The organism is Stenotrophomonas sp. 82F1 (assembly GCF_056861525.1).
Genome location: NZ_JBSPUD010000032.1, coordinates 1 through 24,809 on the forward strand (window position 1 = coordinate 1; position 24,809 = coordinate 24,809).

Sequence of the window (24,809 nt, forward strand, 5' to 3'; positions counted from 1 at the left end):
TGCGGTGGTCTAATCAACTTGGACACTCGATAGGATCATTTTCGAGCATCGAGGTAGACCCATGGCAAAACAGATCACTCAGGGCATGAGGGACGAGGCGGTTCGCCTTGTCGTTGTAGAGGGGCAGACAGTAAGAGACGTCTGCCAGCTGATGGATGTCGGCCCGACGGCGCTGAGGCGGTGGATCGAGCAGTGGCGGCGAAAACATGACCCGCATGCGGAGGCGCCACCAGTAGATGCGCAGGTCAGAATCGCCGAACTGGAAGCCCAGAACCGCAGGCTCAAGGAGGAGCGCGACCTGCTAAAAAAATCCATCGCCTTCTTCATTCGGGACAGCGATCACCGGAACAAGTGATCCAGGAATTGGGGAAGGCCGCTCCGATCCGGTTGGTGTGCCAGTTGATGGACTATCCCCGTAGCAGCTACTACGCCTGGCTGCATCGGGAGCCTCGTATCGATCGGGAGCTGCTGGCCCAGGTTGATCTGGTTCGTCGCATTCATAAGTCCCACCGGGGCAGCTGCGGCTCACGCAGGATGGCCCGGGAACTGACCAATAGCGGTCTGCAGGTTGGTCGCCACCGCGCCCGGACGCTGATGCGCCGGGCCGGTGTCAGGGCGCGACAGCACAAGCGGCACAAGTATCACAGCCTTGGGCCGCAGGCGCTGACCGCTCCCAACATCCTGGACCGTCAGTTCAATCCGGAGGCGCCAAACCAAGTCTGGGCTGGCGATATCACCTACATCCCCACCCAGCAGGGATGGCTGTATCTGGCCGTCGTTGTGGATATGTATGCCCGTCGAATCGTGGGTTGGGCGCATTCCCACGAAGCAGATGCGTGGTTGGCGGTCAGAGCCCTGCGCGGCGCATTGAAACAGCGCCGCCCCCAGGCGGGACTGCTGTTCCACTCGGACCAAGGGCGGCAATACACCAGCCACGCGATGGCCGAGATCCTGCGCGACAACGGCATCACCCAGAGCATGAGCCGGAAGGGGAATTGCTGGGACAACGCGGTGGTGGAACGGGTATTTGCCACCCTCAAAGGCGAATGGCTGTACTCCAAATACCCCACTCGACAGGAGGCTGCAGCAGACATCGAACAATTTGTGAACTGGTACAACCACCGTCGGCTGCACAGTGCCAACGGCCTTGTGCCACCTGCGCTCCGTGAAGTGCAGGTGGCCTGAACTCCCTTTGGGAGTGTCCAGAAGTACTTGACCACCACACTGCTATGGCGTGATCTTCGGTGTCTTCTTTGCAGGCAAGGCGATCGATTTCTGGCAGCTTCAGAAGTACGCGGACCTGTTGTCCAGAGGAGTGATGCTGGTATCCATCGTGCCGAGCATTACCCTGGGCGTGCGGCGGCTCCATGACGTCGACAAGTCGGGTTGGTATTGGCTTCTGGTACTTGTTCCACTCGTCGGTCCGATCTGGTTGATGGTGCTGTGGGCGACGCCGAGCACTCGTGGTGACAATCGCTTCGGTCCGCAGCAAAGGGCTTGACCTGCGCCACTCGGCCTCAGCGTTGTGGCTGGGGCTGAGTGGTGGGCGGGTGAGCTGAGTGGGCTGCTGCCTGGCGCTCTGTCTTGAGGTTCGTTCAGATTGGATCTGATGGAGCACGGCTGGGCGGGCGGCTCTTTTGCTTAAGTTGCTGAAATATAAGCGATCGTTTCTGTAGGCCGTCGTCTCAGCGGCACTGGATTCGCCGTTCTCGGTTTGCTATAAAATACAATATCAATTTTATAGAAAGTTGACATGAAGCTGCCCGTCCCAGCCCCGCAGGTAAGCGAAATGCTGATCAATCATCACGATCAGCTCTCCAAGATCCTTTCGGCCAACCTGGGCCCGGAGGTCAATGGAGTGTATGAGCACTGGGACAAGCTGAGGCACCGGACCCCGCCAGCCGGTCTGACGCCTGAGGAGTGGTGGCTGGCCATCAGGTTCCGTAGATCAGGCATGGCCAAGCGACTGCCATTGGTCGACAGCGGGCAGAAGTCCTTCGTACTGTCGTTGACTGACTCGATGCAACGGCGCCTGCACTTCATTGATAGGGAGGCCGCCGGCGCGATCAAGGGGATGGACGGCTCTGGCAGTCAAAGTCGATTCCTCATTCGCTCTCTGATTGAAGAGGCGATGACCTCTTCGCAGTTGGAGGGGGCGGCGACAACAAGAGCGGTGGCAAAGGAAATGCTGTCCACGGGACGGCCTCCGAGAGATCAATCCGAGCGGATGATCTACAACAACTACGTCGCCATGAACATGATCCGCGAACGTGGCGTAAGGCCAATCACTCCTGACGAGGTCTTGGAGGTTCATCGCATCTTGACCGACGGTACGCTGGAGGCGGCCTCCGATTGCGGGCGGTTCCGGACGGCTGAAGACAATGTTGTGATCTATGACCGAGGCACTCCCCCGACCTTGCTCCATGTGCCACCCCCCGCTGCACAGGTCCCGGAGCGCTTGGCCAAGCTATGCGACTTCGTGAATGATGGCGCCGGCGAGCCCTTCATCCATCCAGTTGTTCGGGCCATCGTCCTGCACTTCCAGATCGGGTATGACCACCCCTTCGTCGACGGCAATGGAAGAACAGCCAGGGCGCTGTTCTACTGGGCGATGATGAACGCCGGGTACTGGCTGACGGAGTACCTGTCCATCTCCAGCGTCCTGAAGAAGTCACCAGCCAAGTACATGCGTGCCTATCTTTACACGGAGAGTGATGGGCAGGACGTCAGCTACTTTGTCGCCCAGCAGCTTGAGGCGCTAGAAGAGTCGATCCAGGCCCTTCACGCCTATATCGCCAAGAAGAATCAAGAAGATCGAGCTGCGCGACGGATGCTGCGTACCGCCAAGGTGGGTGAGGTGGTGCTCAATCACCGGCAGCGAGCACTGCTGGCAAATGCGATTAAAGATCCTGACCGTGCATACACCGTCGCAAGCCATCAGGCCGCGCATGCGATAACGTACCCGACGGCGCTGAATGATCTCAATGCCTTGGTTGGAGCTGGCCTCTTGCTTAAGCAAAGAGTTGGCAAGGCTAACGAGTTCCTGGTAGTTCCCGATCTTGGGCGGAAGTTGGCGCTTTGAACGCGCCTCCATAACCAGCTGATGATCTATAGAGTACGGTGCCGGAGCGCTGGTGCCTGTGCGTTAAACCTGTCTCACACTAGCGCCATTGACCGAGTCGATACCATGACAGATTCATCAAACGAGAAGCTTCTAATTGCTTTGGGAAGCGTGGTTGTTGGCTGGATTCTTGCCCAAGGGGCTACGTTGCTCAAAGAGTGGTGGGAGCGGCGCAACTTGCGGCGATCCATCGACGAAGAGATCGAATTGATCTCCGATCAGCTCAAGGGAATAGTTCCAACGTACATGCGACTCATCAAGCTCGATGCTCATGGTGCAATAGAGCCCACTACTCCTGCCAAGCTTCAGAACTACTTGTTCAGTGGTCACTACGCCAAAGTTGCCTTGACATTTAATCATGCTCAGCGGCTCCAGTTGCAGACAATTCACGGCTATGTCGAGGAGATCAATGAGAACATTGAAGAGCTGAAGACTCGATCTCTCGAACTGGCACGTAAGCATCTGGGCGATCAGATAACGAGTGTCGAGATGTTGCAGTACCGGCAGATGCTTGAGCAGCATCTGCACGTCGTCATGGATGCAGGTTGGCATATCCTGTTCTACAAGACGAATCGGAAAAATCCGAGTATCTTGGCTCGCGGTAGTGCCCACCAGTCACGTGTGAAAGCCATCTCGGAGATCGCGGGATGGATAGGGGAGCTGCGCAAAGATGCGCTTGAGAGGACGCTTCAGGAAATTAGCAACATCTATCATCCGGGTGATTTTGACTGGCCCCATCTGAGGACGTAGCTGAGGAATCCGAAAATTTGCCTTGAGTGGTTACGACATTCCGTTCGCCTGTCATGTCGGGCTCAATGCATGTGAACGACCCTGTGATTACTTGGTGATAAGGAGAAGTTTCATGAATGTAGCCAAGCACGAGAGAGAAGAAATGCTGTTCCTTAGGCAGTTCTTTGATGACTTGCATGCACAGGCTAAGGATGGGCGTCCAGGTGTTGTTTCACTTCTGCCAGATGCCTCGCAAACTTTCGCAAATGATCTTCCAAATCTGAAAAGCCGACTGGTGCATGTGCTTGAACGAGCGATGCGTGGTGAAGACTCCGGTGCTGCCGTGAAACAGGCAGCTAAAGAGGGCTGGCGCAATCAGGCCGTCTTTGGGGCATGCGATCCTGCGTTGAAAGAAGCCGCCAGTCGTTTGGGTGTGCCCGACTGGGCTTGGGTATGACTCAGAGGGAGGGTGGGGGCTCTCAGCTGCCTGATTGTTGCCAAAGAGCTACCAGCTAAAGCGTGTATCTGATCTAGGCGGCCCTGGATATTATTTTTCAAGTTTTGGATGCTTCGATCTGCTCGGTCAAAAGCGTCAGTGCTTGCTGCATTGCGGCAGCGAAGACGGCTCCATCGCTTCCTCGATGAGCACTGGCTACGCCGGGGAGCGTGGCTTTCCATACCTGCACCAACGCTTCAGGGTTGGGGGGGGCATCTGCTGATTGGATTTCTCCAACAGGGCCAGGCAGTCGTGGAGGACCTGGGGACGATTTGACCGGCACTGGGGGAGAGTGGCTGCGGCAGATCCTTGGGCCCTTGGATCTTGGCCGATCAGGCGGCTCGGCTTGAGTCGCTGCCATTGCCGGCTTCCTGGGTGCGGGGGCCTCGCGGGCCCGACCGCACTTCGGCACGAAGCTTTGGGGGCGTGAGCCCCCGAGTACTAGGTCATCGCAGGCTCTTGTGCGGTGTCGGGTAAGACAGCCTTCTTTGCCTGCGACTTGGCGTTCTTGGATGTCGCTCGCCGTATGCGCTGTTGGGCGTCCTTAACCTTCTCTCCATCCAGGACCTCACGCTTCAGGATCTCATTGTTGAGAAGCTCAACAACTGTCTCTGATTCGATCTTCAGTTCTGGGAAAAGACGACGGAGCTCTCTGCGGATGACGGAAACAACAGGCTCTCCAAGGACAACCTGCGCTACCGTGAACTTGTTGAGGACCGAGATGTGCTGGTGATACAGGCCCATTGCGTCCGAAGTGATTCCTTCTCTGCAGAGCAGGAAGAGCTTGCGCTGGTCTTCTTCGTTCTTCAGATTAACATCTGCTATGCAGAACGATGAGACCAGCTCGTACTCGATCGGTTGGCCGAATTTGATTCTGTAAAGGCGCCATTCCAACGCGTTGGTCAGCACGATCCACTCGATCCCCTCATGGGCGCCGTAGTTGATGGCTTGCCGTAGGTGAGTCTCATTGAGCGACAGCGCAGCGGCTTTAACCTCGATCAGGACTCGGATCTTGCCGTCGATCTTCACGGCGAGGTCGCAGAAGGTTCCCCGGATCTGCTGTTCGCTGGTCAGTTCGTTGTATTTGTCATAGCCGAAGACCTCGGCAAGCATGTCTTTGACGAGTGTTACCGTATCCGCTTCGGAGACGTCTCTGGTCTTGTGGGATACAGCTACGGCAACTAGCGACTTCACCGTCGCCGGCCACCGGTCCAGAACCTTCTTCGGAATCTTAAGCATGTCCTTGCTCCTTCCTCTCGTAGTTCCCGCCATATTGGCTCCTGGCATAGGCCGGCGCAATGTGGCTCTGCTGGCCTTGTCGGAAATGACCGCGGCCTGCCTCCAGCGTCCTACGGCTATTGCGCGCTAGATGCCTAGCGCTCTGGCCGTCAAACTTCCAATCTGGCTCGCCCGGTCTGCTATACCCATTTGGTGATTACGATCAGCCCGCCTGGGCAGATACAGTCGTTGGACGAAATGACCTCAGATTCCGACTGCAGACGACAAGGAAGTCTGTGAGCATTGTCGCTATGGGTGATACATGGAGGCAGACCGCAAGTCGCGGTGCGGTCACTTTCAAGGAGATAGAGGGGGGCGTGTAGCGACGGTCTCCGAACCAGACGCCAGTGCTGCAGCATCGGTCCTCTGAACCTGGCGGCCCCCGCCTTGGGCCGGTCGCCTCATCCAGCAATGGATTCTGGCCAATTGGCGCCTACTGATATCGAGGGTCTGAGCAGGTATCGAGGGTCTGAGCAGGGGGGGGGGGCGCAGTCTGCTTCCCTGACTCCGAAACTTGAGATCTGGGACGGAAATCCATGAGGGTGGAGCGTAAATTGCCAATTTCGTTCCGCAAATCTACTGTTTTGCGACGCATATGGCGTATATTTGGTCAATCCGGGTCTGGTTGGCGCGCAAGTGGAATATCTATCTGAAGTACTAAAAATTCTTGACGGCGCACTGAAAGCTAACGCCACAATGGCATCTAGCTATGCTGGGCTCCTGGCGGAGAAGTTGGAGTCCGCTGGTGAGCGGGAGCAGGCCACCCTGGTCCGACAGCGGCTGATCCGCGCGCCTAGAGCCTTGGCAAGTGCGCAAGATGCGGCATCGCCCAATGGTGCAGGACAGTTGCCCGTGGATGGCGAGAGCCGCCTCCATACGATTGACTACAGCAGGCCGTCCCTCGGAGGTGTCTTTCTGGCACTGCCGACCGGGGTTGAACGTCGAGTCGAGGACCTGCTGGATGCTGCGCGCCACTACGATGCCCTCGCGCAGGCGGGAGCTGCAGTACCGCCCCGTTTGTTGATCTATGGCCCGCCTGGAACTGGGAAGACTCAAACTGCACATTGGGTGGCTGCAACGCTGGGGTTGCCCCTGCTCACTGTGCGCTGCGACACGCTGATCAGCAGTTTGCTCGGACAGACCAGCAAGAATCTGCGTCGTGTATTTGAGTACGCGCAGAGTGGGCCGGCAGTGCTCTTCCTTGACGAAGTGGATGCCCTTGCATCTGCGCGCGGAAATGAGCGAGACGTGGGCGAGTTGCAGCGAGTGGTGGTATCACTGTTGCAGAACATTGATGCGTTGGAGCCAAGCACAGTGGTGGTGGCAGCCACCAATCATGATCGTTTGCTTGATCCGGCTGTCTGGAGGCGCTTTGCATTTCAACTCCCGATGCCTATGCCTGACTCCTCGCTGCGTGAAGAGCTTTGGCGGCGATATCTGGCTAGCTTCGGCGCTGCAGCACTCGATTACTCTGCCTTGGCAGAGCGATCTGCCGGTGCCTCGGGTTCATTAATTGAACAAGTAAGCTTGGATGCAAAGCGGCATGCAGTGCTTGCTCGCCAGTCTGTGGTAGATGAAGGAGAAACCCATCGCCGATTGGCATTGGCTATGGCGTTGATGCAAGGTAAGAGCCTGACATCTATAGATGATGAGGTGCGTTGGCTTCGCAAGTGGGATGCACGTCGCTTCTCAGTGCGCGAGCTGGCGCGGCTCTATGGCGTAACTACTCGCAAAATCAACAACATGATCAGGGAGCTCAAGGAAGATGCCACGCGAGACGAAGACGACGAGGCTGCCCAAGCCCCGAGCTGACAATCCGTTCTTCCACGTAGCCTTCTCGCCAGGTGACGTTTTTGGCATGGAAGTTACTGGTGGAGGCTCTAGGGAGTTCTGTGAAGTCGATGGCGCTTATCGAGCGCGCCTGAACCAGACCGTCCTTGCTGCAGGCCAGCTTGTTGCCGCCAACGCCAGCAAGTATCCCGGGATTCCCACGGTTCTAGCAGTTCGCCTTCGACCGGAGGCGATCGCCAAGAGCCATCGACCGCTGGCTCTTGCCGCAGCTGCCGAAATGAGCGTGATCGGTCATGCGGAAATTCACGAGATGCTGGTAGAAGCGACTCCGCGCGAGATTGTGCTTCTCAGAGAAGCCATATCCACCCGCGACACCAAGGCGATTCGCGCCAATCTGAGCGCGATTAGCGAGGTTGCTGCATGGACCGCTCAGGCCAAGCTGCCTGGTGCTCTGAGAGAGGCGTCTCCGGCATTGATCAGATCGTGTCTTCGCGCGACCGGCCGCATTTGGATCAAGCTATTCAAGTATCGGGACGCTGACGTTCAGTCCGCGGCAGTAGGGGCACTTGAAGCTGTACTTGCGGCTGGGGGTGCCACCGGCATTGTTCTGCCTCAAATCAAGGGGCCGCCGGTCTACATTGTCGATGCCGGTGCGACGCTATCTGATGGGACTCTCGACGCTCTAATCGGGTTCCCCGGAGTTCGCTCTGTACAACCGGAGCCCCAAGCATCGGTCGCCCCGGGTGAATCAGTAGTTGTGCCTCCTTCCGGAAGCACGTTTGAGCGGCAGCCACCGGCTGATGCCCCTATCGTGGCGGTCTTCGATACTGGCGTGCATCCAGCTGCCACGCTTCTGACTCCCTGGGTGAGTTCTACCGAAACGTTCATCACTGACGTAGATACCAACTATGAGCACGGCACGATGGTCGCATCGCTGATAGCCGATGCCCGCGGCCTTAACGAACACCACGGACATATCCCGGCTACTGGTTGCCGAGTGCATGACGTCTGCGGGCTGGAGTCCACGACAGCTAACGTTGGCGATCTGATTCAGCGCCTGCGGCAAGCATTGATCAATCGGCCCGATATCCGCGTCTGGAACCTGTCGCTGGGTGGGAATGTGGGGGTTGGCGACACCGGATTCAGTGAGTTTGCCCAAGAGCTCGATGTCCTGAGTGACAAGCACAACGTGCTATTCGTTGTTGCTGCGGGCAACTACTTGGACGTGCCACATCGTGGTTGGCCTTGCCCCGGAGGCCTGGCTGACCGCATCTCAAGCCCGGCAGATTCGGTCCGAGCCCTCACCGTTGGTGCAGTAGCGCATCTGGAAAGCCCTACATCGTTTGTTGCTATCGGGGAGCCGGCCAACTATAGCCGTCGTGGTCCCGGTCCAGTATTCACACCCAAGCCGGATTTGGTCCATGTCGGTGGAGGGCTGGAGCAACCTTGGACGGCCAGCGCGTTGGGCATCAAGGTTCTGGCGCCAAACAATGGAGTACTGCGAAACGTAGGGACGAGCTTTGCAGCCCCCATCGTTTCGGCAATGGCTGCTCAAACTTGGCGTGCCCTGGGCCATGGAGGCCGTCAGCATGGCCTTGTTCCATCCCCCACCTTGGTTAAGGCGCTCCTGATTCACAGTGCGGAACTGTCCTCGCCGGTACGCTCCCCGGAACACCGCCGTTACTTTGGTGCAGGATTGCCCAGTGATCCGATGGCCGTCCTCTATGACAGCCCAAACAGCTTCACGCTGGTGTTCGAGGTCGATCTTGTGACCGGCACGAAGTGGCGCAAGACTCAGTACCCCATTCCCGCATCCATGTTAGTTGGCGGGAAGCTGCGCGGCGAAGTAATCCTAACCGCTGTCTATTCACCGCCACTCGATGGGTCTGCAGGCGCTGAGTACGTCAGGGCGAACCTTGAGGTTGGGTTCGGTACGTTGGAGCCGGACAGCGACGGAGTCATGCAGTTCCTGGGTCGAGCCCCGATGAAGTGGGAGCAGGGCAGCGACGGGCTGGAGAGTGCTCAAGTGGAGCATGGCGGCAAATGGTCGCCAGTCAAGATCCACAGAAAGGTCTTCTCAGGAATGAGTGGGTCAGACTGGGCGCTTCAAGCCAGCATGATGCGTCGTGCCAACGAACCGCCGGCACTACAGCCCATGCGTGCGGTAATCATCGTCACCCTTCGCTCGCTCAATGAAGATGGGGACATCTATAACGAAGGTGCTCGCGCGCTTGCGGCGGCCAACTGGGTCATTCAGACGCTTCCCCTCACCGTTCCGATCAATGTGAGCACCTAGTTTTCGATGGGTCGGCAGCGCCATGGTGCCATTCTGAAGGCAGCGTGGTAGCTCATGCTTCAATCTTGAGGTGAATGCGAGGGCAGAGATGGCAAAGATCCGGCATGTCGAGATACGGAACTTTCGTGGCATTCATCGCCTGAGGTGGGTGCCAAACCCAGGAATAAACTGCCTGATCGGTCCAGGTGATAGCGGGAAAACAACCATCCTTGATGCAATTGAAGCATGCATGTCAGTTCGGCGGAACGTCGAGTTCTCGGACGCTGACTTCTTCAATCTTGACGTATCCAAGCCCATTGCAATCAGGGTGACGATCGGAGCGCTTCCTGACCATCTGATGGATCTCGACGCGTATGGAGACGTCTTGCGCGGCTTTCACGTGGAAAAGGGGAGGGTTGAGGACGAGCCAAGTAAGGGCCGGGAGGTGGTTCTAACCTTCCAGCTAATGGTTGGGGCCGACTTGGAGCCGGTGCGATCACTCTATTCGGAGAGAGCCGAGCCCAATCCCTACCAGCGACAAGTGTCGTGGAAAGATCGGGCGGCGCTGGCGCCGAGCCGGATCGGCAATCATTCGAGCGCCAACCTCTCTTGGACCAGAAATTCGGTCCTGGCCCGACTGTCAGAAGAGGTGCTTGGGGTATCAGGCGAGTTGGTTGGCGCCGCGAGAGCGGCACGCTTGTCGTTCGGCGACAGGGCTGGTGCTGGAGTTGGCGACCTGCTGAAGTTGGTCACCACCAAGGCTCAAGAGGTGGGCGTGAATGTCGGAGACAACGCCAAGGCGCTGCTTGATGCCAGAGCGCTAGCCTTCTCGGATGGAGCTATTGCGTTGCATTCCGAGGAGGGGGTGCCCCTGCGAAGTCTGGGGACAGGATCGATGCGCTTGCTGCTGGCCGCACTTCATCGAGAGGCCGCCTCCGAATCAAGCTGTCTGTTGGTTGATGAAGTTGAACACGGTCTTGAGCCGCATCGTGTTATCAGCCTCCTGCACTCGCTTGGTTCTAAGGACATGGAGGCACCGCTTCAAATCTTCATGACTACTCACTCCGCAGTAGCCGTCCGCGAGTTAGGGGGAGATCAGCTCGCGATTGTCCGCAAAGCGAGCACCGGACGACATGCGATACGGTGGATTAGTAGTGAGGACGCCGTTCAGGGGGTTGCTCGTCTGTACCCAGAGGCATTCCTTGCGCGGACGGTCATTGTCTGCGAGGGGGCTAGTGAAGTTGGATTGCTTCGCGGACTAGACAGGTATCGAGTCAAGCGTGGGCGTAAGTCGGCATATGCGAGCGCGACCGCCTTTGTAGATGCAGGTGGGCGTAGTCCTGAGCACATCTTGGAGCGGGCTCGTGTCTTCGCAGAGTGGGGCTATCGGACCAAGGCGTTCCTAGACGCTGATGTCCCAATCCCGGAAGCCGCGAGGACGGCGGCCGAAGCGGCGGGAGTTCAGATTTGCACATGGGGTGGTGCTCTAGCCCTCGAGGAAGCGCTTTTCATGTGGTTGTCTGACAACAGTGTTGACAAGCTCATTGAGCTCGCCATTGATCTCAACTCAGAGCAGCTCGTTGGAGGCGCTCTAGAGGCTGTTTCGCAAGGGAAATTTGATCTAAGTTCTGCGCAGGATCTTATGAATGGAGATGCTGCGTACGAGGATGGGGAACGTAGAATCCTCGGTAAAGCAGCAAAGTTGACAACCAAAGACTCCAAATTTGGCCCGGGTCGCAAGGGCTGGTTCAAGACCATCGCGAGAATGGAGAAAGTGGGAGAGAAGGTGCTTGGCCCCGGTCTCGCGGAAGCCAAGCCAGAACTTCGAAAGCCAATCTCGGAACTATTCAGGAATTCGGAGATTTGAGGTCGAAATGGACTTTTCTGCTTGCGCGCGTGGGAGTGTCAACGCACCCGCTGGTTGCGGCAAGACCCAACTCATCACGGCCGCATTGCTGCAGTGCACAGATGAGCGACCCGCGCTGGTCCTAACGCATACGAATGCGGGGAGGGCGGCGCTCGAACAGCGTTTGAAAATGCTGGGTGTGCAAAGTGGCAAGGCGCGTGTGGCAACCCTGGACAGTTGGGCGATTCGCTTGGTTCAGAGTTTTCCCCAGCATTCGGGTCTGGCACAGGACGTGCGGCACATGCACGGCAACAGCGCGAACTATCCCGCCATTCGGCAAGGTGCTCTCCGCATACTCCAGGCAGGACACGCAGATACAATTCTTCGCGCTACATACTCCAGAGTGCTCGTGGATGAGTATCAGGATTGCGGCACTGCCCAGCATGAGATGGTGAAGGTGTTGGCCAATTCGCTACCGACCATTGTTCTAGGTGATCCTCTCCAGGTCATATTTGACTTCGCCGAGCCAGTGGTTGATTGGCGGAAGGAAGTTGTGACGACCTTCCCGCCGATACCTTGGAAGCGGAAGCCATGGAGATGGAAGAACGCGGGATCGCCTGAGCTTGGGGATTGGCTGTTGAACACAGTCCGTCCAGCCTTGGGTCAAGCCGGCGGATGTGTTGACCTGTCCGCGACGCCAAAGGGCGTGGTTTGGGTTCGACTATTGGGCACGGAGGCCGAGAAGGGCCAAGCGCGCTTGGCCGCCGCCAAGGCTAGGTTCGACGGAACTGCATTGATCATTGCGGACTCCCGGAGCAAGGAGGGTCAATGGGAGATTGCACGTAGGACTCGCTCTACGATGGTCGAAGCCAATGAGATGGTCGACTTCATTAGGTTTGCGAGTGCGTTTGACCCGGCAAGCCCAACGTCGATGGAAGATGCGGTGGGCTTCTTCGGCAATCTGCTTGCTGGGCTGACGCCGAAGCAGTTGCTTGCCAGAACTCGCTCTCTTCGCAAGGGCAGAGCCAAGAAGAGTGCTACCGAGATCGAAGAAATTTGCTTGGTGTACCTGCGAGCCCCGTCCTACCAGGCCGCCGCAGACATGCTGGATTCCTTCGGCCGAGCGCGAGGTATCTTCGCGTTCCGTCCGGATATCGTTCAGTTGTGCTCGAGAGCCTTGCGAAAGGTGAACGTGAAAACTACTTTTCGTGAGGCCGCGCTACGAGAGCGTGAGCGGTTCCGACACATGCCGCGGATAATTAGGCCCAGGTCGGTCGGCAGTACATTGCTCCTGAAGGGGCTGGAAGCCGATGTAGCCGTAGTGCTCGAGCCGGAGAAGATGAATGCGCAAAATCTTTACGTTGCCATGACTCGCGCGAGCAAAAAGCTCATCATTTGTTCGAGTTCGCCGCAATTGTGCTTCTAGCGCTCGGGCCGAGGTGGTGCTCGGCGAGCGTGTTCGGGCGAAGCTACCGAATGGGAGCCTCGTCTCCTCTTCGATCTCCGGCGAGAGTGCATTGGATGCTGCTTCTGCCCCTGTGTGCTGAAATCTGAGCCCCGGCAGTTGAGTGCATCCGTGGTCGACAAGGGAGGCGCGGTTGTTTCATGGATCTTCTGCTCTACAGTGGCTAGGCAGTTCTTGATACGTCACCTGCTTGGTTCTGGCTCCGCACTGTTCCTCTAGGTGCTGCCTAGCAACCAATTAGTACTAAAGATATGGAAGTCGCGGTAGGTGGAGTATTGAGAAGGCGGGTGAGCAGGTGGGTGATGGGCGATGTTGCGCAAATGGACGCTTCCCCGGCTTCATCGGGGCGACTTGGTTCCTCGAGGTTTGCTGGCAAATTGCACTCATCTGGATTCAAAAAAGGGGCCTTGGATGGGGTGCGAATCCTGAACATAGCGCTCCCCGAAGTGAGTCAAATTGTGAGTCATGTCTTGTTTGTGATTGCGGAAAAATATATTAATATCAATGGCTTATTGTGACTTAGCCAATCCTGGTGGGCCCACCACGGTTGGCGTAAATGGGAGCATTCGACTGGCGCCCCATAGCCTCTTGAGTGCAGCGAGTCCCTGGCTCCCCCTCGACCCCGCACCTGCTCCGTCCTGGCTGGAAAGCTCCTCAGCCCCCCGTGATCCCGGCTTCACGCCCCGCACGCTATCCACGGCGGTCATGGACCTCATACGACTGCTGCGATCGCTGGAAGAATTCCTCTACGAGCTGGTCGGCTGGCTGGTGTTCTATCCGCGGATGTTCTGGCGGGTACTGATTCACCCCGGTGAGGTCGCGCTCTACACCCGCCGCGAGCTAGGCAAGGATCTGGAACACAGGTTTTCCGATGCGATCAGCCCGGTGCTGATGCTGATCCTGTCGGTGGCCATCGCCCATGCGCTTGAGATGGCGCTGCGCATGTCTTCGCCCAGGCTCAGTACGCCGGTGGGGCAGCTGCTTTTCAGCAGCGAGCAGGGGTTGCTGCTCACCCGCTCTGCGGTGTTCTGCGTGTACGCACTTGGCGCGGCACTGGGCACGCTTCGGCGCCAGCGGCTGCCCGTGAACCGCGAGACGCTGCGCGAGCCATTTTCCATCCAGGCGTTCATCGCATGCCCCTTCGTGGTGGCACTCGCGCTGGCGCAGGCGGCAGCTGCTTCGCCGTCGCAGGCCGGCCCGTTCACCGCGCCAGCCATCGGTGCGCTGGCGGTGGCGTGGTACCTGTGGGCCCGCATGCGGGCCTTCGTGGCCTTGAATGGAGGGTCGGCGCTGCGTGCGCTCGGCTCGGTAGTGCTCTCGTTCCTGCTGACGACGATAGGGGTAGTCGGCCTGTTTGCCGCTGTCATCCTCTGAACGTTCAACAGAGCGGCGATCACTCGAGAATGTGATCGGCCTTGCCCGGTGGCACGGCAGTGGCCTCACCGGGCTGCAGGAGGTCGAAGAAATCCACCGCTTCCGCAGCCAGCGCATCGTGGGCGTCGAAATCCCAGTTCTGCTTGTACTCGCGGGCGAGGAGATCACAGACGGCCTTGGCCTGCTGGTAGGTCTGCGACTTCTCTCCGCGATCGGCCAGCTGGTCACGGTGGATCTGGCACAGCATGAGCTGGTGGGCATCTTCGGCCCGCTCGCGCTCCCAGCCGATGTCAGGCAGGGCGGACAGTGCTGAGGCAAGTGCGATGGCAATCAAAGGCATGATCCGGTTCCGGGCGGGGGGCGGAACCCGAGCGTAGGTGATGGTGCAGCGCTCGTGTCAGCACGCGCGACGTCGGTTTTACGGGGTGTTCACCATTCGCCGGGGAATGGTTGCAGTGGGCAGATGGCGTTCTCCACGCATGGCGTGGCGCTACTGGAGCGGCGTGGCGCTACGGGTTCTGGAACACCGCCAGCTGCGCGGCGAACGCGCGCTGGTAGGCGGGCCGCTGCGTCGCGCGGGCGATGTAGGCGGCCAACACGGGATACTCATCGACGATGCCGCTGCTCTGCAGCCGCAGCAGTACCGACACCATCAACAGATCGCCGGCACTGAAGTCTCCGTCCAGCCACGGTGCATCGCCCAGTCGCGCGGACAGCTCACCCAGGCGCCTGCGCACGCGCTCGTCCAGCATCACCAGCCGCTGCGCATACCAGGGCTGCTCGCGTTCCAGCACCCACGCCATGGAGCGTTCGACGATCGGCGGCTCGACGGTGTTCAGTGCGGCGAACATCCAGGTGATCGCACGCATGCGCGCGCTCGCATCGGCGGGCAGCAACCCGGGGTGCTGTTCGGCCAGGTGCAGGACGATCGCGCCTGATTCAAACAGCACAAGTTCGCCATCTTCGTAGGTGGGAATCTGCCCGAAGGGATGCCGTGCCAGGTGCGCCGGCTGCTTCATCTCCCCGAAGGAGAGCAGATGGACGTCGTACGCCACGCCCAGTTCTTCCAGCGCCCAGCGCACGCGCATGTCGCGGGCCAGGCCCTGGCCACGGTCCGGGGAGTGCTTGAATGCGGTCAGGATCGGGGTCATCGGGATGTCCATCGGCGATAGCCGAGCTGGTTGGCCGGCCTTCTCTCCATCGACGTGCGAGGAACCCTGGAATCGACACGGGTGATCTCCGGGCACTCAGGCCATGGCCGCCAGGATGAACGGTTCACGTGGCGCGGTTCGCGTGGGATGCGTGGTGACGCGATACTGCCCTTCTGCACACCCTTGGGGAAGTACGTGAGCACGTCCAGACTGCCGCGGATCGTTGGGTTCGACGTGCCGCGGCTTCACCAGCAGGTCGATGCAGCTGCCGATGAAGCGATCACAGCGCTTCTGGATCAGGCGCCCGATGAACAGTGGACTGATCGTTTCCTGAGGCAATGCGCGACGCTGGCGTCGCAGCTCTCATTGGCGGAAGTGAAGGTGGAGGGCACCCGCATCGCCTTCCATGGCTCCATCGCCGATGCGCGTGCCCTGGCCGATGCTGTGATTGCGCTGGTGAACCGCTTGAACGATCAGCTGATGCAGGAAGGCAACCTGCACGCAGGCGAGGAGTGAGTTGCGCGCAGGGTGCTTCAGCCTGCCTGCGGAACCAATGCCGGCCCGGACAGGCGGGCCCAGCAGCCCATCGCCATTTCCGCCGAGCCCGGGTGGCCACGCAGGCTGGTGCGCAGCGCAAGCCGTGACTGCAGGTCGGTGAGCCACGCCGTGCGCGTGCCGTGTGGGTTGCGGACGTAGATGTCGCACGCCAGGCGGATGACCGGTGCGACCTCGTGGCGGAAGTTGATGGCGGGCAGATCGCCGGTCTGGAACGCGGCCTGCCAGTGCTGCAGCTCGCGCTCGACGTCAACGAAGTCCTTGTTGGTGATGCGTTCCATGAGACTTCTCCTGTTGGAACGCCAACGTACACCCCGGCGTGTCAGTACCCCGTGTGCATCAACGGCTGTTCATGGCGGCTGTTCATTATTGGCGCGATCCGATGCAGCTGCGTAACCGGCCGACGCACACAGTGGCGTTGCAGCAGATCGCTGCGGTGGAGCAAGACATGAACAACAACACGCAAGGCCAGACCGACCGCAACAACGCCTCGACCGATACCAGGCAGGCTGCCCAGCAGGGGCAGACCGATGGCAACGAACTGGGCGGCGACCAGAAGCAGGACGGCAAGCAGCGCCAGCAGGAACAGCAGGTCCAGCAGGATGCAAAGCCAGGTGTCCAGCAGAAGTCCGGGCAGGAACAGAAGAGCGAAACGGGCCGCGACGCCCGTCGCTGAGCAGTAAGCGAAGAAGAGGCCGCGCGTTGCGCGGCGTTCCTCTGTGCAACGTTCGGGAAGCGCGCTGATGCCATCACATGCCCGTGCGGTAAGCCTGATGACGAAGATCATGTACCAGTGCCGTCCGGCAAGAACGACGACGATGGCGCGCTGCCGCGCCTGCCAGGCGCCCAGTCCGGGTGGGATGGAGTGCGCGCGCTGCCTTACCGAGGAACTCGGTGGCGTGATCGGCAATCGCGGCGCTGCTGCACGATGGCTGGATTCCTTCCTGAAGGTGCAGCAGGACGAGGCGTTCGTCTTCGTCTGCGTCAAGCGCGTTGAGGAGAGCGCGTCGACGGGTCGCAGTCTGGAGTGACATTGCGCAGGCGTATGCTCGAATTCCAATGGGAGCGAGCGTCATGTCTTTTCAGATCAACATCTATGATAGGGACGGACGCGGGCTTCGCCTTCCCGATGGATGGTGGATTGACCTGCACACCGATCCCCCCACGCTGGTCAACGGCGCTGTCCGCATCGATCTGCCGGCGTCCACGCGCAACGAGCATCCCGATCTGCCGCCGGGCGTCTTGGACCATCTCCGCCGCCGTATTGAAGGTGCGCAATGGCTAAGCTGACCTACCATCCGCCGCTGGGCGTGCGCTGGCTGACGTTCCGCCTGCGCAACGGCCAGTCCATCGGTCCGGAGAAGCTGCGGGCCGTGTGGTCCGATGCCGCCGAGACCAACAACTGCTCGGTCCGGCGCGAGCATGTAGAGGGTGCCGGTTTCGTCTATGCGCTGTACGCACCCAGCGGGCTCTGCGTTCCGCGCCGCGCGGAACTGCGCATGCGGCTGTTGCTGGAAGAGGCGGGCTACGCGTTTTCGATGGGTGTGCTCACCGGCAGCCATCCTGCCTACGGTTGAGTGCACGGTGATCTGATCGGCCCCGAGGTTGCTAGACTGCGCGCCCCGCGCGTCGCCGCAATCACGGAAGATGTCCATGCCAAAGCTGTCTGCTCTCGCTGTTTTCATGGCGCTCGCTGCGTGTGCACCAACCGCACTTGCCAACGAACAGGACAGCGCGTCGACCATCGCGTTCAGATCAATCAGCCCTGTGCTGAATGCCTTGATCAACGCCGATGATGCGCAGGAACTGATGGAGAAGGCCGAGGAAGACGACGCCACGCTGCTGCAGTCGCTGGCGCTCTATCTGGCCGCAACCCGCGAAGACCCCAGGTTGGCGCAGGCGCCGTACCACGCAGCGGCATTGTTCGCTCGCCGCGGTGACGATGCGCTGGCCGAGCGCTATCTGCGTGAAGCCGATGAGCGTGGCATGTGGTTCGCGCCCGCGCTGGCCGACAACGATGACTTCGAGCACCTGCGCGCAACGCCGTTCTTCAAGCAGGTGCTGGCCAACACGCAGGCGCGCTACGCGCAGGTATCGGCGGGCAAGGTGGGTGCCATCTCGGTGCTGCAACCTTCCAATGGTGTTGCGATGCCGGCCTGTGCGCCGGTGCTGGTGTGGCTGCACGGCTACGGCATCAACGGACACCTGGACAGCAGCAAGCAGCCGCTGGCCGATGCCGGTGTGGTGCTGCTGGGCATCAACGGCACGGAGATGCGTGAGTCGTTCGACAGCTTCAGCTGGACCGGCCCGTATGAGGGCACGCACAAGGTGGTGCAGAAGGGGTTGGAGCAGCTGGCCACACGCCAGTGCATCGACCGCAGGCAGGTCTATCTGATGGGTTTCTCACAGGGCTCGCAGCATGCCGGTGCGCTGCTGGCGCAGCACCCCGATGACTACGCCGGTGCATTGCTGGTGTCGCCGGGCGGTTGGCGCCAGCCGGTGCCTACGCAGAGCAGCGCACACGGCAAGCGGGTGTTCGTCATCAACGGCGAACAGGAAGGGCCGGCCAACCAGAAGATGAGTGCGGACTTCCGCGCCCTTTTCAACGATGGTAACGAGCTCCGGTCGCGTACCCATCAGGGTGGTCACTTCTATCCGGACGACTGGAAGACCTCGTTCCCACAGGCCATTCGTTGGATGATGGGCAAGGACGGCTGACGACTGATTCAGATGCAGTGAAGACGCCGCGTCGCCCGCGTGATCCAGTGGGGTGCCGTTGGGCAGCATGAGCGCCGCATCAATCAGTGCTCACCCGCGAACCACGCGCGTTCGGCCAGTCTGGTGTGGCAGGCAACGGATACCACTGTTGTCCTTTCCCCAACGAGGAGACTACACATGAGCACCCAGTCCACTATCGAGCATCGCCTCAACGACCTGATCGAGATCGCACGTGATGGCAAGTCCTTCTACGAGGAAGCCGCAACCAAGGTGAAGGATGCCGAGCTGTCGGCATTGTTCGTCCGCATCGCCGGGGTAAAGGGCCGCATCGTGTCCTCGCTGAGCAGCTCGGTGGCCGCCACCGGTGGCAAGCCGGCCGAGCACGGCACCATGGTCGGTTCCATGCAGCAGTTCTACGGCAAGGTGCGCGCTGCCTTCGGCGATACCAACTACGGCTACGTGGCCGAACTTGAAGAGTCCGAGGATCGCCTGCTGGGCGCGTTCAAGGACGTGCTGAAGGACAACGACCTGCCGCCGGCGGTGCGCCAGGAAGTGACCCAGTGGCTGCCGGACGTGCAGGAATGCCATGCGGTGATGCGTGATCGCAAGCACGCGATGAAGGCTGCCTGATCGCATCTGGCGATCGCCCCCACATCGCCACGGCCAGGGCAGCTTCGTGCTGCCCTGGCCGTTTCTTCGCCTGCTACCACCTGCCGTCAGTCACGCTTCCTTAGCAGGGCAACGGACAGGCTGGCCAGCGTCGCTGCAACGGCGGCGGTCCACAGGGATGTGGCAAACCCCTGGCTGTATATCGCCCGTGCGAGATCGATCGAGGCTCCCTTGGTCAGTGCACCCGTGGCAATGCTGTCAGCCAGGCGCATGACGTCGTCGGCGGGAACGCGTGCTGACAGTCCGGCGCGGATGCCGACGGTCAAGGCGCTGGAGAGCACCGTGAAGCCGAGCAGGATGCCGACGAAGCGCGTCGTGGCGCTGATGCCCGAGGCCATGCCTGCGCGGTCACGAGGTGCCGAGCCGATGATGGCCTTGGAGGTTTCGCCGTTGAGGATGCCACCGCCTGCGCCGATGATGACCATCGCCAGCAGCGCCACCGTCGGCATGTGGTGCCACGCGCCGATACCGGCCAGCGCGTTGCCAGCGGCAGTGACCGACAGGCCGGTGGCCAGCACCATCTCGCTCGAGAACCGTCGGCCCAGGCGCCTGCCAACGCTTGGGAACAGCAGCATTGCCGCGGCGAACGGCAGCATGCCTGCACCCGTGGCCAAGGCACTCAGGCCGACGCCGTTCTGCAGGTACTGCGGCAGCATCGAGGCCATCACCTGCGCGCTGACGGCGTAGCCGATCATGGCGATGAGTGCACCGACGAAACGCGGGCTTGCAAGCAGCCGCAGGTCGACCATCGGATGCCGACGCTTGAGTTCGATACAGGCAAACAGCGCACCCATCGCGATGCCCAGGCCCAGGCCGGCCAGTGCCACCCCCGATGTCCATCCCTGCGCGAGCCCTTCCACGAGGAAGAACACGATGCCGAAGATCGCCATGCTGAAGGTGATGATGCCGGGCGGATCGAGCGGTCGTACCACCGTGTCGGCGGAGTCGGGAACCCAGCGGATCGCGCCGTAGGCCAGGAAGGCGAGGAAGGGCAGGATCGCGATGAACACCGATCGCCATCCCCACAGCGAGGACAACAGCCCGCCGATCAGTGGCGAGAGCACCATCATCATGCCCATTGCCGTGCCCCAGAAGGCCCAGGCGTCGTCGCGTTCTTTGCCCTCGTGGAATTCGTGGCCGATCACCGACAGTGACGGCGCCAGCAGGAAGGCTGCACCCACGCCCTGGAACGCGCGGGCCAGATACAGGGTGCTGGCCGTGGGGGCCAACGCACAGGTCAGTGATGAGGTGGCGAACAGCGCGATGCCGATCAGCAGCACGCGCCGGCGACCATGGCGATCGGCAATGGCACCGGCGGGCAGCAGCAGCGAGGTGAAGGACAGGATGTAGCAGCTGATCACCCATTCGATGTCGGCGAAGTCAGCCTGCAGGTCCCGCGCGATGGTCGGCAGCGCAACGGCCACGGCGTTGGTTTCCAGCACCGTCATCGTGCAGCCGAGCGAGGCGATGATCAGGATCCAGTTGGGCGGCCTGCGGCGGGGAGGGGAGAGGGGCACCAGGTACTCGGGTGGAAGAAGAATTCCCATTCAAGCAGCTTCGATCGTTTGTTTCATTGCCCGTGTTCTTGAAGTACGTTAGGCCCAAGCTAACGACCGGGCGCGCATGGAACGTCGACATCTGCAGTACTACGTCGCACTGGCCGAGGAGCTGCATTTCGGACGCGCCGCGCTGCGCCTGGGCATCGCTACGCCGACGCTCAGCGTGCAGATCCAGGAGATCGAGCGTCGCCTGGGTACGCCCTTGTTCGATCGCAGCCGACGCGAGGTCACGCTGACCTCGGCCGGCGCGATCTTCCTGGCCGAAGCGCGCAACGTGCTGCGCCAGTTCGAGCAGGCAGAGGCCGTGGGCCGCCGCGCCGGTCGTGGCGAGATCGGCAGGATCGAGATCGGTTACGTGGGTTCGGCGGTCCATGCGGGCGCGCTGCAGGAGCAGTTGCAGCGGTTCCGCAGCGCCTCGCCCGATGTGGTTCTGCAGGTCAGCGAATGGCCGATGGCCGACCTGCCGGACCTGCTGCTGGACGGTCGCATCGATGTGGTGTTCTGCAGGCTTCCTATGGAAATTCCCGATGCGCTCGGTTCGCACATCCTGATCGAAGACCAGTTCTGCGTAGCGTTGCCGGCATCGCACGCGCTGGCCCGCGCAGCGTTGCCGGTGCAGCCGACGCTGCTGGCGAAGGAGGCGTTCATCATGCCGGAGCAGCCCGCAGGCACGCTGGAAGTCGCCCGCCGTGGCGGATTCGTGCCGGACATCCGCTCCCGTCCCGGTCATCTTGCCGCCGTACTCGCGCAGGTTGCGGTGGGCGATGGGGCAGTGGCGATCGTACCGTCGGTGCTGCAGCGGACGCTGCTGCTGCCGGGCGTGGTCTATCTGCCGATCGCGGGGCCGGTCATCGCCTCGACCATCGCTGCGCTGTACCGTGAACAGGAAATGTCGCCGGTGGTGCGTCGGCTCATCGAGCAGGTGCGGTGCACGCCCTCCCGGCGCATCGACATGCTGCCCTTGCCCTGACGCCGTGCCGGACGCCGTTGCCGGTTACCCCGTAATTGCCTTGCTACACTGGCCGCATTCGATCTTCCACCGGATCATCAGATGAACAACGGGAACGGTCCGCAGACAGTCCGCTGAGCCGCAACAACGGTACGCACGTTGTTGCGGTGGTCTTTTCCTGCGGATTCCACGCAATGGGTTGATCACCGCCGGATTTCCTCCTGAGCGGATGTTTCCCCATGTCTGATCGAAAGGCCCTTCGCTGGGCCCATTCCCTGCCGGCCGCCATCGCGTTGATGGCTCCCTTCGACCTCCTGGCCTCGCTGGCCATGGATATCTACCTGCCTGTTGTATCGGCCATGCCGGATGCACTCGGCACATCGCCTGCCATCATCCAGTTGACGCTGAGTCTGTACATGCTCGTACTCGGGCTGGGTCAGCTGATCTTCGGCCCGCTGTCGGACCGGATCGGGCGACGGCCTGTGCTGCTGATGGGCGCGTTGCTGTTCACGCTGGCGTCGTTCGCGCTCGCCGCGTGTAGTGGTGGTGGGGCGTTCCTTGCGTGGCGCGGCGTGCAAGCGGTTGGGGCGTCGGCCGCACTGGTGGCTACCTTCTCCACGGTGCGCGACGTGTATGCCGATACGGCCGAGGGTGCCACGCTCTATGGTCTGTTCGCCTCGATGCTGGCATTCGTGCCGGCACTCGGCCCTATTCTAGGCGCGTTGATCGCCTACGCGCTGGGCTGGCGGGCCATCTTCATCGCGCTGGGTGTGTTGGGGTTGCTGGCGGGTGCGCGTGCATGCCGGGGCTGGCAGGAAACGCGGCCACCACAGCACGGCCACGCATCGCCAGCCTTCGCACGCATCCTCGGCAATGCCGGGTTCTGGGTCCACGCACTTGGATTCAGTGCAGCGATGGGCACGTTCTTCGTGTTCTTCTCGATCGCCCCGCGTGTGCTGATGGGGCGCGCAGGCTATTCGCCGATGGGCTTCAGCCTGGCCTTCGCGACCGTTGCGCTGGTGATGATCGTTACCTCGCGCTTTGCCGCGTGGTTCATCGGGCGATGGGGCATGGGTGGCAGCTTCCTGCGTGGGTTGATGATGATGATCGGCGGCGTGCTGGTCATGGCGATGGCGGCGATGCTGCCGCCGTCATCTGCCAGTGTCGTGCTGCCGATGTGGCTGGTCGCCATCGGCATCGTGATGGTCGTTGCGGTTGCGGCCAACGGTGCCTTGCGCGATTTTTCCGATGCTTCCGGCACGGCGGTGGCGCTGTACTACGCCGTGCAGAGCCTGATCGTGGCCACGCTTGGCACGCTCGCGACGCTGCTGCTGCCGGGCGACACGGTCTGGCCGCTGGTGGCCTATGGACTGCTGCTGCCGGCGCTGAGCCTGGTTGGCTTGGCGATGCTGCGGCGGTCGTGGAGTGAGCAGCCAGCATCAGAGAGGGATGGATGAGCGTGATACTGTCCCGCCTCGGGCAATCGAGCGCGCTGTGTTGATCGACTCTGCCTCCCTGCTTCTCTTCCCATTGCCAGGTCGCGCCATGACACCATCCTTCCGCAAGCCCCAGATCGCGATCCTTGGTAGTGCCGACCCCGGCTCACCGGCATTCGACCTTGCTGCACAGGCGGGGAGATTCCTCGCCGAAAGTGGGATCACCCTGGTCAGCGGCTGCGGCAGCCCGGCCACGCGGGTGGCAGCCGAGCATGCAGTCGCAGCTGGCGGCACGGTGCTGAGTGTGATTCCGGAAGGCAGCATGCCCGCAGCGGACTGGCCGGCAACGGTGGTGGTGCCCTGCGGCATGGGCGATGCCCGCAACCTGATCATGGCCTTGGCCGGCGATGCCTGCATCGTCATCGGCGGGCGCGCAGGTACGATTTCCGAGGTATGTCTGGCCTGGCTGCACAAGCGGCCGTTGCTGCCGCTGGTGGGCGCGGGTGGCTGGTCGGATGGTCTTCCCGGCAACCCTCCCGATGAGCGCGGGAACTCGCCGATACTGCCGTGGCACGACATCGCGGAGCTGCGCGCGCAGCTGCGCCATCTACAGCTGCTGGCAAGCTGAACTGGTGCTTTCACTTCCTCTCCCGCACACGCGGGTAGGGTGATGCGGCCTGGAGTCACCAGGCCTATCAGGGAGTGATATCGATGCGAGTCATCAGGAAAGTGATCGCTGCTGCAGTGTTTGCACTTGCATGTACCGGTTCGGTGGCAGTGGCCGGTCCGGTGCAGCCGTGCGACTTCCCGTGCTGGAAGGCGTACCAGGCCTGCGTTTCCGGCGGCGGTGATGCCATGGAGTGCCAGTTCGAATACGATCGCTGTGTCATGGACAGGTGCGGCGCCGTCTGAGGCCTGCATACCGTTCGCATTGGGGGGCCCATCCAAGGGCCCCCTTTCCACCCGGCCGCAGGCACGTGGTCCGCGGTCGTGATCGCCTGGAGCCGCCACATGGCTGTAAAACGCGTCGTCGCCAACATCGCCAGTGCCGATCCTGCGCAGGCGGCTGCGTTCTACGGCGACATCCTCGGCATGGACATCGTCATGGACCACGGCTGGATCGTCACCTACGGCGGGCAGGGCACTGCGCTGGCACAGCTCAGCATTGCCAGCGAAGGTGGATCGGGTACGCCGGTGCCGGATCTTTCGATCGAAGTGGACGACCTGGAGGGCGTGCTTGAACGCCTGCGACACGCGAACATCGCGCTTGAATATGGCCCGGCCGAAGAGCCATGGGGCGTGCGTCGCTTCTACGTGCGCGACCCGTTCGGGCGCCTGTTGAACATCCTCGCCCACCGCTGACTTGAAGACTGCGGCTGATCCGCCCCTCGACGCGG

Annotated in this window: 27 protein-coding genes; 22 read left to right on the forward strand and 5 right to left on the reverse strand. The window is 61.0% G+C overall.

Translation table 11 applies throughout. The features are described 5' to 3' along the window. The first annotated feature begins 61 nt into the window (after window positions 1–61). The 5 genes from AC13GI_RS20465 (at window position 62) to AC13GI_RS20485 (ending at window position 4,307) form a co-directional block, all read left to right on the forward strand. Window positions 62–1,185, forward strand: a protein-coding gene (locus tag AC13GI_RS20465; RefSeq protein WP_243380388.1) for an IS3 family transposase whose coding sequence is annotated in 2 segments (ribosomal slippage) — window positions 62–302 and window positions 302–1,185 — 1,125 coding nt in all. Because the reading frame shifts where the segments join, the coding sequence is not laid out codon by codon here. A 49-nt stretch (window positions 1,186–1,234) separates the two neighbouring features. Further along, entirely contained in the window at window positions 1,235–1,501 is a 267-nt protein-coding gene (locus AC13GI_RS20470) for a DUF805 domain-containing protein (protein WP_482997201.1), read from the forward strand. 252 nt (window positions 1,502–1,753) lie between these two features. Then, window positions 1,754–3,082 (forward strand): Fic family protein, encoded by a 1,329-nt coding sequence (locus AC13GI_RS20475; protein WP_482997202.1) that lies wholly within the window; start codon window positions 1,754–1,756, stop codon window positions 3,080–3,082. A 105-nt stretch (window positions 3,083–3,187) separates the two neighbouring features. Beyond that, a complete protein-coding gene (locus tag AC13GI_RS20480; protein ID WP_482997203.1) occupies window positions 3,188–3,871 on the forward strand; it encodes a hypothetical protein in 684 nt (227 codons plus the stop codon). 112 nt (window positions 3,872–3,983) lie between these two features. Further along, entirely contained in the window at window positions 3,984–4,307 is a 324-nt protein-coding gene (locus AC13GI_RS20485; protein WP_482997204.1) for a hypothetical protein, read from the forward strand. Between the two features lie 480 nt (window positions 4,308–4,787). On the opposite strand, the gene AC13GI_RS20490 is transcribed toward AC13GI_RS20485, so the two are convergent. After that, the gene (locus AC13GI_RS20490) at window positions 4,788–5,585 is read right to left on the reverse strand and encodes a type I restriction enzyme HsdR N-terminal domain-containing protein (protein WP_482997205.1); all 798 of its coding nucleotides are present in this window, start codon (window positions 5,583–5,585) and stop codon (window positions 4,788–4,790) included. A 645-nt stretch (window positions 5,586–6,230) separates the two neighbouring features. On the opposite strand from AC13GI_RS20490, the gene iteA reads away from it, so the two are divergent. The 5 genes from iteA (at window position 6,231) to AC13GI_RS20515 (ending at window position 14,375) form a co-directional block, all read left to right on the forward strand. Then, on the forward strand, window positions 6,231–7,436 hold the full coding sequence (iteA, locus tag AC13GI_RS20495; RefSeq protein ID WP_482997206.1) for an anti-phage ATPase IteA: 1,206 nt from the start codon (window positions 6,231–6,233) through the stop codon (window positions 7,434–7,436). Next, window positions 7,390–9,711: a S8 family anti-phage peptidase IteS gene (gene iteS, locus AC13GI_RS20500; protein ID WP_482997207.1), complete on the forward strand. Its 2,322-nt coding sequence runs from the start codon at window positions 7,390–7,392 to the stop codon at window positions 9,709–9,711. Before iteA ends, iteS begins: the two co-directional genes overlap by 47 nt. An 88-nt stretch (window positions 9,712–9,799) precedes the next feature. Further along, on the forward strand, window positions 9,800–11,557 hold the full coding sequence (locus AC13GI_RS20505; RefSeq protein ID WP_482997208.1) for an ATP-dependent nuclease: 1,758 nt from the start codon (window positions 9,800–9,802) through the stop codon (window positions 11,555–11,557). A gap of 7 nt (window positions 11,558–11,564) precedes the next feature. Continuing rightward, window positions 11,565–12,962 carry a UvrD-helicase domain-containing protein gene (locus AC13GI_RS20510; protein WP_482997209.1) on the forward strand — a complete coding sequence of 466 codons (1,398 nt, stop codon included), beginning with the start codon at window positions 11,565–11,567 and terminating at the stop codon, window positions 12,960–12,962. A gap of 627 nt (window positions 12,963–13,589) precedes the next feature. Then, window positions 13,590–14,375 carry a hypothetical protein gene (locus AC13GI_RS20515; protein WP_482997210.1) on the forward strand — a complete coding sequence of 262 codons (786 nt, stop codon included), beginning with the start codon at window positions 13,590–13,592 and terminating at the stop codon, window positions 14,373–14,375. A gap of 19 nt (window positions 14,376–14,394) precedes the next feature. On the opposite strand, the gene AC13GI_RS20520 is transcribed toward AC13GI_RS20515, so the two are convergent. Further along, window positions 14,395–14,715: a hypothetical protein gene (locus tag AC13GI_RS20520; protein WP_482997211.1), complete on the reverse strand. Its 321-nt coding sequence runs from the start codon at window positions 14,713–14,715 to the stop codon at window positions 14,395–14,397. A gap of 169 nt (window positions 14,716–14,884) precedes the next feature. Beyond that, entirely contained in the window at window positions 14,885–15,526 is a 642-nt protein-coding gene (locus AC13GI_RS20525) for a glutathione S-transferase family protein (RefSeq protein ID WP_482997212.1), read from the reverse strand. Window positions 15,527–15,556: 30 nt separating this feature from the next. Between AC13GI_RS20525 and AC13GI_RS20530 the strand changes: the two genes are divergently transcribed. Continuing rightward, the gene (locus tag AC13GI_RS20530; RefSeq protein ID WP_482997213.1) at window positions 15,557–16,042 is read left to right on the forward strand and encodes a hypothetical protein; all 486 of its coding nucleotides are present in this window, start codon (window positions 15,557–15,559) and stop codon (window positions 16,040–16,042) included. Between the two features lie 17 nt (window positions 16,043–16,059). Here AC13GI_RS20530 and AC13GI_RS20535 read toward each other — a convergent pair whose 3' ends face one another. Continuing rightward, window positions 16,060–16,362, reverse strand: coding sequence for a hypothetical protein (locus tag AC13GI_RS20535; RefSeq protein ID WP_089237115.1), 303 nt, complete (start codon window positions 16,360–16,362; stop codon window positions 16,060–16,062). Window positions 16,363–16,529: 167 nt separating this feature from the next. Between AC13GI_RS20535 and AC13GI_RS20540 the strand changes: the two genes are divergently transcribed. The 6 genes from AC13GI_RS20540 (at window position 16,530) to AC13GI_RS20565 (ending at window position 19,429) form a co-directional block, all read left to right on the forward strand. Continuing rightward, on the forward strand, window positions 16,530–16,757 hold the full coding sequence (locus AC13GI_RS20540) for a hypothetical protein (RefSeq protein ID WP_482997214.1): 228 nt from the start codon (window positions 16,530–16,532) through the stop codon (window positions 16,755–16,757). A 97-nt stretch (window positions 16,758–16,854) separates the two neighbouring features. Next, complete coding sequence (locus AC13GI_RS20545) at window positions 16,855–17,112, forward strand: hypothetical protein (RefSeq protein ID WP_243380183.1); 258 nt, start codon at window positions 16,855–16,857, stop codon at window positions 17,110–17,112. A 43-nt stretch (window positions 17,113–17,155) separates the two neighbouring features. Next, window positions 17,156–17,371, forward strand: a complete 216-nt coding sequence (locus AC13GI_RS20550; RefSeq protein ID WP_482997215.1) for a hypothetical protein — start codon at window positions 17,156–17,158, stop codon at window positions 17,369–17,371. Then, window positions 17,359–17,658 carry a hypothetical protein gene (locus AC13GI_RS20555; RefSeq protein ID WP_099820540.1) on the forward strand — a complete coding sequence of 100 codons (300 nt, stop codon included), beginning with the start codon at window positions 17,359–17,361 and terminating at the stop codon, window positions 17,656–17,658. The genes AC13GI_RS20550 and AC13GI_RS20555 overlap by 13 nt, the downstream gene beginning before the upstream one ends. Window positions 17,659–17,734: 76 nt before the next feature. After that, window positions 17,735–18,799, forward strand: a complete 1,065-nt coding sequence (locus tag AC13GI_RS20560) for an alpha/beta hydrolase (RefSeq protein WP_482997216.1) — start codon at window positions 17,735–17,737, stop codon at window positions 18,797–18,799. A 177-nt stretch (window positions 18,800–18,976) separates the two neighbouring features. Continuing rightward, window positions 18,977–19,429, forward strand: coding sequence for a PA2169 family four-helix-bundle protein (locus AC13GI_RS20565; protein ID WP_099820550.1), 453 nt, complete (start codon window positions 18,977–18,979; stop codon window positions 19,427–19,429). An 86-nt stretch (window positions 19,430–19,515) separates the two neighbouring features. Here AC13GI_RS20565 and AC13GI_RS20570 read toward each other — a convergent pair whose 3' ends face one another. Continuing rightward, window positions 19,516–21,015 (reverse strand): MFS transporter, encoded by a 1,500-nt coding sequence (locus AC13GI_RS20570; RefSeq protein WP_482997217.1) that lies wholly within the window; start codon window positions 21,013–21,015, stop codon window positions 19,516–19,518. A 76-nt stretch (window positions 21,016–21,091) separates the two neighbouring features. Between AC13GI_RS20570 and AC13GI_RS20575 the strand changes: the two genes are divergently transcribed. The 5 genes from AC13GI_RS20575 to AC13GI_RS20595 all read left to right on the forward strand — a co-directional run bounded on the left by AC13GI_RS20575 (window position 21,092) and on the right by AC13GI_RS20595 (window position 24,774). Next, window positions 21,092–21,997 (forward strand): LysR substrate-binding domain-containing protein, encoded by a 906-nt coding sequence (locus AC13GI_RS20575; RefSeq protein ID WP_482997218.1) that lies wholly within the window; start codon window positions 21,092–21,094, stop codon window positions 21,995–21,997. 218 nt (window positions 21,998–22,215) lie between these two features. Beyond that, window positions 22,216–23,433, forward strand: a complete 1,218-nt coding sequence (cml, locus tag AC13GI_RS20580) for a CmlA/FloR family chloramphenicol efflux MFS transporter (RefSeq protein ID WP_482997219.1) — start codon at window positions 22,216–22,218, stop codon at window positions 23,431–23,433. A gap of 40 nt (window positions 23,434–23,473) precedes the next feature. Further along, on the forward strand, window positions 23,474–24,040 hold the full coding sequence (locus tag AC13GI_RS20585; protein ID WP_482997220.1) for an SLOG cluster 4 domain-containing protein: 567 nt from the start codon (window positions 23,474–23,476) through the stop codon (window positions 24,038–24,040). Between the two features lie 83 nt (window positions 24,041–24,123). Next, window positions 24,124–24,324, forward strand: coding sequence for a hypothetical protein (locus tag AC13GI_RS20590; protein ID WP_099820555.1), 201 nt, complete (start codon window positions 24,124–24,126; stop codon window positions 24,322–24,324). 99 nt (window positions 24,325–24,423) lie between these two features. Then, complete coding sequence (locus tag AC13GI_RS20595; protein ID WP_482997221.1) at window positions 24,424–24,774, forward strand: VOC family protein; 351 nt, start codon at window positions 24,424–24,426, stop codon at window positions 24,772–24,774. Window positions 24,775–24,809 lie beyond the last annotated feature (35 nt).

What these genes read in the sequence shown, in the direction of transcription:
- AC13GI_RS20560 (WP_482997216.1), top strand. Translation starts at nt 17,735, where the DNA reads ATGCCAAAGCTGTCTGCTCTCGCTGTTTTCATGGCGCTCGCTGCGTGT.
- AC13GI_RS20480 (WP_482997203.1), top strand. Translation starts at nt 3,188, where the DNA reads ATGACAGATTCATCAAACGAGAAGCTTCTAATTGCTTTGGGAAGCGTG.
- AC13GI_RS20575 (WP_482997218.1), top strand. Translation starts at nt 21,092, where the DNA reads ATGGAACGTCGACATCTGCAGTACTACGTCGCACTGGCCGAGGAGCTG.
- AC13GI_RS20520 (WP_482997211.1), bottom strand. Translation starts at nt 14,715, where the DNA reads ATGCCTTTGATTGCCATCGCACTTGCCTCAGCACTGTCCGCCCTGCCT.
- AC13GI_RS20485 (WP_482997204.1), top strand. Translation starts at nt 3,984, where the DNA reads ATGAATGTAGCCAAGCACGAGAGAGAAGAAATGCTGTTCCTTAGGCAG.
- AC13GI_RS20595 (WP_482997221.1), top strand. Translation starts at nt 24,424, where the DNA reads ATGGCTGTAAAACGCGTCGTCGCCAACATCGCCAGTGCCGATCCTGCG.
- AC13GI_RS20525 (WP_482997212.1), bottom strand. Translation starts at nt 15,526, where the DNA reads ATGACCCCGATCCTGACCGCATTCAAGCACTCCCCGGACCGTGGCCAG.
- AC13GI_RS20535 (WP_089237115.1), bottom strand. Translation starts at nt 16,362, where the DNA reads ATGGAACGCATCACCAACAAGGACTTCGTTGACGTCGAGCGCGAGCTG.
- AC13GI_RS20490 (WP_482997205.1), bottom strand. Translation starts at nt 5,585, where the DNA reads ATGCTTAAGATTCCGAAGAAGGTTCTGGACCGGTGGCCGGCGACGGTG.
- AC13GI_RS20555 (WP_099820540.1), top strand. Translation starts at nt 17,359, where the DNA reads ATGGCTAAGCTGACCTACCATCCGCCGCTGGGCGTGCGCTGGCTGACG.
- AC13GI_RS20550 (WP_482997215.1), top strand. Translation starts at nt 17,156, where the DNA reads ATGTCTTTTCAGATCAACATCTATGATAGGGACGGACGCGGGCTTCGC.
- AC13GI_RS20590 (WP_099820555.1), top strand. Translation starts at nt 24,124, where the DNA reads ATGCGAGTCATCAGGAAAGTGATCGCTGCTGCAGTGTTTGCACTTGCA.
- AC13GI_RS20475 (WP_482997202.1), top strand. Translation starts at nt 1,754, where the DNA reads ATGAAGCTGCCCGTCCCAGCCCCGCAGGTAAGCGAAATGCTGATCAAT.
- AC13GI_RS20505 (WP_482997208.1), top strand. Translation starts at nt 9,800, where the DNA reads ATGGCAAAGATCCGGCATGTCGAGATACGGAACTTTCGTGGCATTCAT.
- AC13GI_RS20540 (WP_482997214.1), top strand. Translation starts at nt 16,530, where the DNA reads ATGAACAACAACACGCAAGGCCAGACCGACCGCAACAACGCCTCGACC.
- AC13GI_RS20545 (WP_243380183.1), top strand. Translation starts at nt 16,855, where the DNA reads ATGACGAAGATCATGTACCAGTGCCGTCCGGCAAGAACGACGACGATG.
- AC13GI_RS20565 (WP_099820550.1), top strand. Translation starts at nt 18,977, where the DNA reads ATGAGCACCCAGTCCACTATCGAGCATCGCCTCAACGACCTGATCGAG.
- cml (WP_482997219.1), top strand. Translation starts at nt 22,216, where the DNA reads ATGTCTGATCGAAAGGCCCTTCGCTGGGCCCATTCCCTGCCGGCCGCC.
- iteS (WP_482997207.1), top strand. Translation starts at nt 7,390, where the DNA reads ATGCCACGCGAGACGAAGACGACGAGGCTGCCCAAGCCCCGAGCTGAC.
- AC13GI_RS20570 (WP_482997217.1), bottom strand. Translation starts at nt 21,015, where the DNA reads ATGGGAATTCTTCTTCCACCCGAGTACCTGGTGCCCCTCTCCCCTCCC.
- AC13GI_RS20510 (WP_482997209.1), top strand. Translation starts at nt 11,565, where the DNA reads ATGGACTTTTCTGCTTGCGCGCGTGGGAGTGTCAACGCACCCGCTGGT.